Annotated in this window: 11 protein-coding genes; 4 read left to right on the top strand and 7 right to left on the bottom strand. The window is 60.4% G+C overall.

Annotation, left to right across the window (positions count from 1 at the left end; all coding sequences use genetic code 11):
* Positions 1-319: 319 nt before the first annotated feature.
* The 3 genes from MF270_RS27905 (at position 320) to MF270_RS27895 (ending at position 3,540) form a co-directional block, all read left to right on the top strand.
* A complete protein-coding gene (locus MF270_RS27905; RefSeq protein WP_238368843.1) occupies positions 320-979 on the top strand; it encodes a recombinase family protein in 660 nt (219 codons plus the stop codon).
* A 358-nt stretch (positions 980-1,337) separates the two neighbouring features.
* Positions 1,338-2,018, top strand: coding sequence for an HNH endonuclease (locus MF270_RS27900; protein ID WP_238368842.1), 681 nt, complete (start codon positions 1,338-1,340; stop codon positions 2,016-2,018).
* An 877-nt stretch (positions 2,019-2,895) separates the two neighbouring features.
* Positions 2,896-3,540: a calcium-binding protein gene (locus MF270_RS27895; protein WP_238368841.1), complete on the top strand. Its 645-nt coding sequence runs from the start codon at positions 2,896-2,898 to the stop codon at positions 3,538-3,540.
* A gap of 955 nt (positions 3,541-4,495) precedes the next feature.
* Here the strand turns inward: MF270_RS27895 and MF270_RS27890 are convergent.
* Both MF270_RS27890 and MF270_RS27885 read right to left on the bottom strand, forming a co-directional pair.
* Positions 4,496-4,711, bottom strand: a complete 216-nt coding sequence (locus tag MF270_RS27890) for a hypothetical protein (RefSeq protein WP_238368840.1) — start codon at positions 4,709-4,711, stop codon at positions 4,496-4,498.
* Positions 4,712-4,967: 256 nt separating this feature from the next.
* Positions 4,968-5,228, bottom strand: coding sequence for a YjhX family toxin (locus MF270_RS27885; protein ID WP_238368839.1), 261 nt, complete (start codon positions 5,226-5,228; stop codon positions 4,968-4,970).
* A gap of 256 nt (positions 5,229-5,484) precedes the next feature.
* On the opposite strand from MF270_RS27885, the gene MF270_RS27880 reads away from it, so the two are divergent.
* Complete coding sequence (locus MF270_RS27880; RefSeq protein ID WP_238368838.1) at positions 5,485-6,453, top strand: ketopantoate reductase family protein; 969 nt, start codon at positions 5,485-5,487, stop codon at positions 6,451-6,453.
* Positions 6,454-6,645: 192 nt separating this feature from the next.
* On the opposite strand, the gene rplP is transcribed toward MF270_RS27880, so the two are convergent.
* The 5 genes from rplP to rplB are packed head-to-tail and all read right to left on the bottom strand — an operon-like array spanning position 6,646 to position 9,287.
* Positions 6,646-7,059, bottom strand: coding sequence for a 50S ribosomal protein L16 (rplP, locus tag MF270_RS27875; RefSeq protein ID WP_238368837.1), 414 nt, complete (start codon positions 7,057-7,059; stop codon positions 6,646-6,648).
* Between the two features lie 12 nt (positions 7,060-7,071).
* Positions 7,072-7,779 carry a 30S ribosomal protein S3 gene (gene rpsC, locus MF270_RS27870; RefSeq protein WP_238368836.1) on the bottom strand — a complete coding sequence of 236 codons (708 nt, stop codon included), beginning with the start codon at positions 7,777-7,779 and terminating at the stop codon, positions 7,072-7,074.
* Entirely contained in the window at positions 7,779-8,159 is a 381-nt protein-coding gene (gene rplV, locus MF270_RS27865) for a 50S ribosomal protein L22 (protein WP_238368835.1), read from the bottom strand. The genes rpsC and rplV overlap by 1 nt, the downstream gene beginning before the upstream one ends.
* 3 nt (positions 8,160-8,162) lie before the next feature.
* Positions 8,163-8,441, bottom strand: a complete 279-nt coding sequence (gene rpsS / locus MF270_RS27860) for a 30S ribosomal protein S19 (RefSeq protein ID WP_090029582.1) — start codon at positions 8,439-8,441, stop codon at positions 8,163-8,165.
* A 3-nt stretch (positions 8,442-8,444) separates the two neighbouring features.
* Positions 8,445-9,287, bottom strand: coding sequence for a 50S ribosomal protein L2 (rplB, locus tag MF270_RS27855; protein WP_238368834.1), 843 nt, complete (start codon positions 9,285-9,287; stop codon positions 8,445-8,447).
* Between the last annotated feature and the right edge of the window lie 444 nt (positions 9,288-9,731).

Genomic DNA, 9,731 nt, shown 5'->3' with positions numbered 1-9,731 from the left:
CTCAGCATAACAACGAAAGCCGCCTGATCATGCCCTCAGGCCATCCGGGAAATTACACCACCTTGACGGACGTGACCTGATCCGCACTGCGAACGGTCTGCCTTGAGACCAATCAACCCACCTGTACCAGCATAAATTTTCGACACATTTTTGCGGAGGGGTATCTATATCCGGCCTGCCGCAACTTTCCCCCCATACCCCCTGCAGCGTGTGCGTCCTGACGCGTCGCAGCAATCATAACACTCACAACCATCGTTGACATTTGCAACAACCGTAGCAATGTTCCTATGTGGCAAGCGAACACAGGGAGTGTAGGGCGATGCAACAGTACGTGGTCTACCGCCGAGTTAGCACCAAGGAGCAAGGCCGCAGCGGCCTAGGGCTGGATGCGCAAGACCGGGACGTCAGCCTCTTCTTGGAGCGGTTCAACACTGAGCCCTACGAGGTACTAGCCACCTTCACCGACATTCTCAGCGGCTCCGAGGCCGACCGGCCCGACCTAGCCGCCGCACTCGACATGTGCCGCAAGACCGGGGCGACACTATTGGTCAGCAAGCTAGACAGGCTGTCACGCAAGGTCTCGGCCATCGCAACCTTGATGGAGGACAGGCGCGTAACCTTCCGCGTGGCGCAGATGCCATATGCGGACAACTTTCAACTCCACATCTACGCTGCACTGGCAGAGCAGGAGCGGAAGTTCATATCTGCGCGTACCAAGGCGGCGCTGGCAGAGGCCAAGACACGTGGGAAAAAGCTGGGCGGGCTGCGCGACAAGACCATGCAACGCAATGCCGCTATTCAAGCCAATGCACTCGCTCGCGCCGAAAAGGTGGCCGGGATCGTGATGCCTCTGCGCGAGGCGGGCAGACCGCTGCGCGAAATTGCGGAACACTTGAACCGGGCCGGTGTCCAGACTGCGAGAGGAGGCCGCTGGCAAGCGTCTCAGGTCAAGCGGGTATTGGACCGGTTGCAGGCCTGACGGCCACTCAGAGACGCTCTCCGTGGCTCTACGGGCACTGCGGATGGTCGGTACATACGAGAGGCGAGGTTTGCGTGGCTAGACCAAAGCGCTCGACGCCCAGGACGAATACCAATTCTTGCCTTTCGAGGTCATTTTCCAATGCACGAAAAACGAAAACTGCCCCACCACCTGCAACACTACTGCAACACTGCTGTCCTCACTAACAAAATTGCTTTGCGATATTCGCCATCCAGGGGTTCGCTCTATGAGCGAGTAAGAAAGCCGACCTTGGGTAGAACATATGAGACCAGTAGTTACCGAAAGCGACTTAATAATGCCTGCGCTTACTGCCTTGTTGCGGCACAAGGAGGAGGGCTTGGGCACCTCCGAATTGCAACCGATATTGCGCGAAGCACTCCAACCAGAAGGCGACGACCTCGAGATGCTGGCCGGGCGACCAGACGACAAGTTCAGCCAGAAAGTGAGAAACCTTCGCTCCCACAGTCGCTTGGAAAGGGATGACTTGGCAACCTTTGATGGTGCAAAGTACCACATCACCGCTGCTGGAGAACATTACCTCCAACGATACGGTGGAGTTGATGCCAGCTACTCCAAGCAAGGGTTCGGAGAAGTGGCCAAGAAGAAAGCCTTGTCTCCCAGGCGACCCATCAAGTTCGTGGAAGAGGGCGACATTACGAATGTTAACGCCACGGTGCGCAGAAGGTCGCGATGGCTAAGAAACTACGCAGTAAAGTACTTTTCTGATCCTGACGGGCGGATCAAGTGTGTGGGCTGCGAGTTTGAGGCCTCTGCGATTTACGGCAACGACTACATGGGACTTATCGAGATACACCACAAAATACCCATCGCTCTTGCGGGCGACACGACCAAACCGCTCCGGCAAGCACTGGAGCATGTTGCTCCGCTATGCCCAAACTGCCACCGCATCGTACACTCTAGGCAGTCGCATGTTCTTAGGATTGAAGAATTACAAGCCTTGGTTTCCGATGTGTCGAGTAGTTGGCAGGAGGTCAGGCTACTCCGCAGCAACTTGTGAGAAAAGGTCGGATTGCCCCGTCGGTGCCTCTTTGGCCGCCTCTACCGACAAGAACTCCGGATCATAGTCTTCTATTCGCTCCAAAGACTTTCGACACGGCGGAACCCAAGTCAATTGTGGAGGTCCGGAGTGGCCCCGCTCCCACACAATCCACGCATAACCGGTTGCCGTGGAAGCCTTTTTGTCGACACGCCCCTTTACCATAGGAACCCGCTCCGAGAACTGCGCAAACCGGCTAGGCGGTGTCGATTGGAACACACGTTGAAATCTTCCGACGCTCTCAATGAAGACCGTTCGAACCAGCATTGCGACGCCTCTCCTCGCCAAAGGCAAAGACCTTTGAATGAATTCCTCGGCATGCCGAAATGGAGGATTGGTGATCACCCAATCCACACTGTTCTCGACATGCTGTGCGGTGAGGAAGTCTGCGCAACCACCATAGCCATATGGATGAAGGTCAGAGGCATGGACCTCTCCAAAGTACTCGCCAAGCGTCCTAGCCATATAGCCGCGCCCACACGCAGGCTCTAGCACACTTAGCCCCGCACCTCGGGTCTTGCGCTCAATAATATGCTCCAGAAGGGCTCTGGTCGCCCATGGCGGGGTCGGGAAGTCATCAAGGCTATCGCGAGCTTCGGCCCGCTGTGACATTACGGCATGTGACTTGTTTTGCATTGGCTCGCCTCACTGGCGCTCGCTCGTCGAGCACACAACATTTTGGGGTAGTAGTATAGGCATTCACTCATGATTGATAGTCTTGACATATGTTTTTGTTTTGTTCCAGCGCCCAGCATCTCTAAGCATGACAGGCTGCGGAAGCTTTTATGCGCACCCACGCGTTGGCGAAGTACGCTGGAAGGACCTAATCTACGGGGGGATGGATGGGGACGGTATCGCCTCCGGCAACGGTTCCGACACGATCTTCGGTGGCACTGGGAGGGACGGTATTCGGGCAGGAGACAACAACGACCTCGTATACGCTGGGGCAGACGGCGACGTTGTGTACGCCGGGGAAGACGATGACACTGTACACGGCCAAGGTGGAGACGATGTGATCTGGGGCGAGAGCGGTCACGACAAGCTATACGGCAACGCTGGGAATGACTACATACTAGGCCACGCAGGGAATGACGGTCTGCACGGCGGTGACGGCAACGACACCATCTACGGTGGCAAGCGCGGTGACTTCATTGCCGGGGAAGCGGATGATGACATGCTCTACGGGAACTGGGGGCTAGACACCCTGATCGGTGGGGCAGGCGATGACACCATGGGCGGCGGGTTGCACGCCGATACCTTCCAATTCTTCGCCACTGCTGCAGACGGTGGCTCTACCGGGGATGACGTGATCGCGCACTACGAAACCGGGCTGGACACCATTGCACTCTCAGGCATGACATCCGAAGACGTGTCGATCAGCACCAACGAAGACGGCGACAGCGTACTCACGCACCTGTATGGCACAGTGACCTTCGAGGGATACGCAGACCTTACCACCGATGAGTTGACGTTCTTGGTCTGAAATGCCTGAGGAATATGCGACCGGCTCGAAGCCAATTTGTCAGACCGCAAATTTCTCAGGGCTTCGCACTTATGCCTACGCCTTGTAAATCTATTTCCTTTGCTAGGTGCTTTGCCAATCGGCTCCAAAGCATTGGTGCTAGGTATGGGTGCACCCTAGGGAGCGCCACGGTTTCAGCCCGGATTGCTTAATGCCTCGTCTGACAGAGGGGGCGATTGGTCTGCATTCCTCAGATTATCAGCCCGGATTGCCAGCCCGGCCTGCGAGAACAGAGAGCACCACAGAGGCAAGCCCGGATCACATACCCGGATGATACTCCCCGGTACGCCAGAACAGGGAGCACCCTAGGGAGCACTACAAAGATGAGCCCAATTACCTATTCTTATTGAAACAGTTAATCATGAATACAGAAGCACCCTAGTAGCACCACAAGGAAATGCTAACAGGATGATCCTACTTGCAATCATGAATTGTGGCACACCCTAGGGAGAAACTTGGGGAGCACCCTAGGGTGCAACATGTGCATCACAGAGAAGTGCACATCTTCAATGCAGGGCTGGAGATACGCCCAAATCGCCTCAATGGCGCAATCCGGCTTGTAAACAGTGGCACCATTCATTGGCGGCAACTCGAGACCAACTTGCTTGACGCTCCAGTTGGGAAGTCCGACCCGGATGGGACTACCTTGGCCTCTCGATGTTGCATATCGAGCTAGCCTCCTCTTGCAAATCACGACAGTGCGACGCTAGAGTGTGACACAACCCGAAACACAACACTCCTTTAGTGTTCTATATCAGTGACTTGCCGTTTTGGCCGGGTTCCCCCTAGGCTCCACCAAATTCCCTTCGTTTTTCGGAAGTTGACCGGATTTACGTCCCGTATCTGACGGTTATCTCCGCGTGCTGTCAGCGCAGCATCGGCACGTCGTATGAGGCGGCCGACGGACACGTCGGACCTACCTGTTCAAGATCATGTACGTGGTTTCTAGGGCGTGCATCAACGGCTCTGGTGCATCGGGAAAGCGGCCCCTGAATTGCGCCGAGACGTCCCTTACGTCCTTGCCGACCGACGGGTCCGTCGCGCGCGGCTCGATCGCGAAACAGGCTTCGAGCAGTCTCTCCAGTTCGTTGAAGATCACATGGTCCCTGCTCTCGCCGAACTGCGCGGCCATCGCCCGGCGCCAGGCTCCGGTCTTTCATGGAAAGTCGCGACCAGGCGGACATGGCCTCCCGAGCTACAGGCCAAAGGCCAGAGACAGGTCTTCACGCCTGACACTCTCGGGATGATTCGAGCCGTTGTCCGTCATGGGCGTGATGTCTCCGGGCTGGTGATGGCAGGGGCCATCCGGCCATTGGACGGTGCGACCTGAGCTGTTCGAGGCCACAGGCCAAGGGGGGGGCGGCGCGGGCCGCCCCCCCCTGCCCAGGTCAGCCCTGGTTGTCGAGCTGGGCGCGAACCGACATCCGGCCCCGCTTCGAGATGCGGTAGGGCATGCCCCCGCGCGATTCGATCAGCTTGCGCCGACGCAGGCGCTGGAAGACCGAGAGGTCGAATTCCGAAAGGATCATGCCTTCGCGCGTGACGCAGGTCACGTCGGTCACCTTGGTGCCGTTGGCGCGTTCGTAAAGGATGCTGCCGCCCAGGGCCAATACGTGCAAGGCACGTTGTTCGTGTCGTGAAATATTCATGGGAGTCTAGTGTGAAGACGTGCAGACAGGCCGGCGGCGCAGGGCCTCCGGCGGTTCTGGGTTCACGCGGCTCTCCGGTCAGCGGAGAGCCTTGTCACACAAGCTCTGACATCCAGTCTCCATGATCGGACGGGGCCTTGGCCTGCCGTCCTTGCGGCAAAGATAGGCAGGCAGGCGGCGCGGAACAAGCCCGCCCCTCGCCATTCCGGGGCGATCCGGTCCAAGATGGCGCAGACAGATGCAAAAGGAGAACACAATGCGGATCGTCGTTCTGGGCGTCGGCGCCATCGGGGGCACCATCGCGGGGCTGTTGGCGCTGCACGGGCACGAGGTGCTGGGCATCGCGCGCGGCGCGCAGCTTGCGGCGATCACCGGGCCGGGGCTGGTGCTGCGCCAGCCTGCCGTGACGCGGCAGGTGCAGATCCCTGCGGTCGCCAGCCCGGACGAGGTCGACTGGCGGCCCGACGACGCGATCCTGCTGTGCACCAAGACGCAGGGAACCGAGGCCGCGTTGGCCGGGCTGCGCGCGGCGGGGGTAACCGACCAGCCGATCTTCTGCACCCAGAACGGGGTCGAGAACGAACGCCTCACCGCGCGCCGCTTCCCCAATGTCCACGCGATCACGGTGATGCTGCCGGCGCAGTACCTGGAGCCCGGAGAGGTCGCCGCCTTTGGCGCGCCGCACCCCGGCCTGCTGGACATCGGCTGCTTTCCCGGCGGGCATGACGCGGCGGATTCCGAGCTATCCGCGATCCTGTCGGCGGCCGAGTTCGTGGCCGAGGCCCGCGATGACGTGATGCGCAGCAAATACGGCAAGCTGCTGCTGAACCTCGGCAACGTGGTGCAGGCGGCCCATGGCAAGGGCCCCGAGAACGACCCGTTGACGAAGGTGTTGCGCGCCGAGGCGCTGGCCGCCTATGCCGCCGCCGGGATCGAGGTGGAGGACGTCAGCACCGCCAATCCACGGCGCGAGTTGATGCAGCTAAGCGACATCCCCGGCGTGCCCTACCTCGGCGGCTCCTCGACGCAGAGCCTTGCCCGCGGGTCCGGGTCCATCGAGACCGATTTCATCAACGGAGAGATCGCCCTGCTCGGCCGCCTGCACGGCGTGCCGACCCCGGCCAACACCTGGTACACGCGCCTTGGTGCCCGCATGGCGGTCGAGGGGTTGGCCCCCTTCTCGATCCCGCGGGACGAGGCGAAACGGGCGATCGGCCTGACATGACGATGTAGGGTGGGGTTCCACCCCACCGCGCCGGTGCGGCAAAGGAAAACCCCCGCCGGACGAGCCGACGGGGGTTTTCTATTCTTGTCTGACCGGGGCGGCCCGCAAGATGCTGCGCATCTCGCTACACCGCCTCGTCGGCAAAGCCGCCAACGTCGGGCAAGCCCGACGACGTCGGCACAGCCGACGGGGTTACCAGTCTTCGCGGACCACGACGCGGGTCTTGATCGGCAGCTTCATCGCGGCAAGGCGCAGCGCCTCGCGGGCGATGTCCTCTGCGACGCCGTCGATCTCGAACATCACGCGGCCGGGCTTGACCTTGCAGGCCCAGTAATCGACCGAGCCCTTACCCTTACCCATACGAACTTCGACGGGCTTCGAGGTAACCGGGGTATCCGGGAAAATCCGGATCCAGACGCGGCCCTGACGCTTCATGTGACGCGTCATGGCCCGACGGGCTGCTTCGATCTGGCGGGCAGTGACCCGCTCCGGCTCGGTGGCTTTGAGGCCGTAGGTGCCAAAGTTCAGATCAGAGCCGCCCTTGGCGTCGCCCTTGATCCGGCCCTTGTGCATCTTGCGGAATTTGGTGCGTTTCGGTTGAAGCATCTCACCTATCCCTTAGCGGCGGTTCATCGCGCCACGGGGCGCGGGACCATCCTGGATTTCCTGGGCCTTGCGATCCCGTGCGGCCGGATCATGTTCCATGATCTCGCCCTTGAAGATCCAGACCTTGATACCGATGATGCCGTAAGGCGTGGTCGCCTCGACGTTGGCATAATCGATGTCGGCGCGCAGCGTGTGCAGCGGCACACGGCCTTCGCGGTACCATTCGGTCCGTGCGATTTCCGCACCGCCCAGACGACCCGACACGTTCACCCGGATACCCAGGGCGCCCATGCGCATGGCGTTCTGCACGGCCCGCTTCATCGCGCGGCGGAAGGACACACGACGCTCGAGCTGCTGGGCGATGGATTCGCCGACCAGCTGGGCGTCAAGCTCGGGCTTGCGGACCTCGACGATGTTGAGGTGCAGCTCGGAAGCCGTCAGCTTGGCAAGCTTCTTGCGGAGCGTCTCGATGTCCGCGCCTTTCTTGCCGATGATGACACCGGGACGAGCCGTGTGGATCGTGACGCGGCACTTCTTGTGCGGACGCTCGATAATCACGCGGGCCACGCCGGCCTGCTTGCATTCTTCCCGGATGAAATCGCGGATCGCGAGATCTTCCAGCAGAAGATCACCGTAATCCTTGGTGTCGGCGTACCAGCGGCTGTCCCAGGTGCGGTTGACCTGGAGGCGCATGCCGATCGGATTGACCTTGTTACCCATTAGGCTTGCTCCTCGACCTGGCGCACCGTGATGGTGATTTCCGAGAACGGCTTCATGATCTTGCCGAAACGGCCACGTGCCCGGGGACGGCCACGCTTCATCACGAGGTTCTTGCCAACCCAGGCCTCGGCGACGATCAGTTCGTCGACGTCCAGGTTGTGGTTGTTCTCGGCGTTTGCGATTGCGGACTGAAGGCATTTCTTCACGTCCTGCGCGATCCGCTTCTTCGAGAAGGTCAGATCGTTCAGGGCCGTTTCGACCTTCTTGCCACGGATCATCTGCGCGACGAGGTTCAGTTTCTGCGGGCTCGTGCGAAGCATGCGGGTCTTGGCCATCGCTTCGTTGTCGGCCACGCGGCGGGGGTTTTTATCCTTGCCCATGACTTACTTCCGCTTCGCTTTCTTGTCCGCGGCATGACCGTAATAGGTCCGGGTCGGCGAGTACTCACCGAACTTCTGACCGATCATGTCCTCGGTAACGTTGACAGGAACGTGCTTCTGGCCGTTGTAGACGCCGAACGTGAGACCCACGAACTGCGGCAGGATCGTCGAACGACGCGACCAGATCTTGATGACTTCGTTGCGGCCCGACTCGCGTGCTGCCTCGGCCTTTTTCAGGACGTAGGCATCGACGAAGGGGCCTTTCCAAACAGAGCGGCTCATTGATTAACGGCCCTTCTTCTTGGCGTGACGCGAGCGGATGATCAGCTTCTGCGACGCCTTGTTGGTGTTGCGGGTGCGCTTGCCCTTGGTCGGCTTGCCCCACGGGGTCACCGGGTGACGACCACCCGAGGTCCGGCCTTCACCACCACCATGGGGGTGGTCGATCGGGTTCATGACGACACCGCGGACGCTCGGGCGGATGCCCTTGTGGCGCATCCGGCCAGCTTTACCGTAGTTCTGGTTGCTGTTGTCGGGGTTCGACACGGCACCGACGGTGGCCATGCATTCCTGGCGGACCATGCGCAGTTCGCCCGAGCTCAGGCGGATCTGTGCGTAGCCGCCGTCACGGCCGACGAACTGGGCATAGGTGCCCGCGGCGCGTGCGATCTGGCCGCCCTTGCCGGGCTTCAGTTCGATGTTGTGGACGATCGTGCCGATCGGCAGGCCCGAGAAGGGCATTGCGTTGCCGGGCTTGATGTCGGCCTTGGCCGAGGCGATCACCTGGTCGCCGACTGCCAGACGCTGAGGGGCCAGGATATAGGCCTGCTCGCCGTCTTCGTACTTGATCAGCGCGATGAAGGCGGTCCGGTTCGGATCGTATTCGATCCGTTCAACGGTCGCCGCCACGTCGAACTTGGCGCGCTTGAAGTCCACGATGCGATAGAGGCGCTTTGCCCCGCCGCCTTTGCGGCGCATCGTGATCCGTCCGGTGTTGTTCCGGCCGCCGTTCTTCGTCAGACCCTCGGTGAGGGCCTTGACGGGGCGTCCTTTCCACAGCTCCGAACGGTCGATCAGTACCAGCCCGCGCTGGCCCGGCGTCGTCGGCTTGTACGACTTGAGTGCCATGCTTTCTGTCTTCCGTCTAAGGGGCAGCCCGTCGGCCCGCGTGGCCCGGCTGCCTATGTGATACGGCCCGTGAGAGAGCCGCGGAGATAGGGCCCCGAAGGTCCCCGGTTACTGTCACCGCAGACAATAGCAAAGCCCCGGACGAATCCGGGGCTGCTGCGGATGGGGTCTGTTAGGGGGTTTGGGGGGGCGGGTCAAGGGGGAGGGAGCTTCTCAACAGGGGATCGGATCAAAACTGCTTGGGCCAGCGGATCACGGACTTGGAAGCGGCAATTCAATGCAGGGCGTCCGATAGGCTAGCCGGACGAACTGCCCTGTCAGATTGACATGTGCAACTAGTTAAAGAAAGCTCTTACTCGTAACGAACTAGGTGTTCAGTCCCGGCATTTGGTGGATCGGGTTCAAGATGAATCTATCCGGCTCTGAAGTCCAGATCTTGCAGAT

The sequence above is a fragment of the Mesobacterium pallidum genome (assembly GCF_019966535.1).
Classification (GTDB): domain Bacteria; phylum Pseudomonadota; class Alphaproteobacteria; order Rhodobacterales; family Rhodobacteraceae; genus Mesobacterium; species Mesobacterium pallidum.
Note: the sequence above shows the minus strand (reverse complement) of the source record. Positions and strands in the feature narration are given on the sequence as shown.

Bases quoted from the DNA above. Each gene is read 5' to 3' on its own strand.
- MF270_RS27885 (WP_238368839.1), bottom strand. From the start codon at position 5,228: ATGAATATTTCACGACACGAACAACGTGCCTTGCACGTATTGGCCCTG.
- rplP (WP_238368837.1), bottom strand. From the start codon at position 7,059: ATGCTTCAACCGAAACGCACCAAATTCCGCAAGATGCACAAGGGCCGG.
- MF270_RS27905 (WP_238368843.1), top strand. From the start codon at position 320: ATGCAACAGTACGTGGTCTACCGCCGAGTTAGCACCAAGGAGCAAGGC.
- MF270_RS27880 (WP_238368838.1), top strand. From the start codon at position 5,485: ATGCGGATCGTCGTTCTGGGCGTCGGCGCCATCGGGGGCACCATCGCG.
- rpsS (WP_090029582.1), bottom strand. From the start codon at position 8,441: ATGAGCCGCTCTGTTTGGAAAGGCCCCTTCGTCGATGCCTACGTCCTG.
- rpsC (WP_238368836.1), bottom strand. From the start codon at position 7,779: ATGGGTAACAAGGTCAATCCGATCGGCATGCGCCTCCAGGTCAACCGC.
- MF270_RS27895 (WP_238368841.1), top strand. From the start codon at position 2,896: ATGGATGGGGACGGTATCGCCTCCGGCAACGGTTCCGACACGATCTTC.
- rplB (WP_238368834.1), bottom strand. From the start codon at position 9,287: ATGGCACTCAAGTCGTACAAGCCGACGACGCCGGGCCAGCGCGGGCTG.
- MF270_RS27890 (WP_238368840.1), bottom strand. From the start codon at position 4,711: ATGGCCGCGCAGTTCGGCGAGAGCAGGGACCATGTGATCTTCAACGAA.
- rplV (WP_238368835.1), bottom strand. From the start codon at position 8,159: ATGGGCAAGGATAAAAACCCCCGCCGCGTGGCCGACAACGAAGCGATG.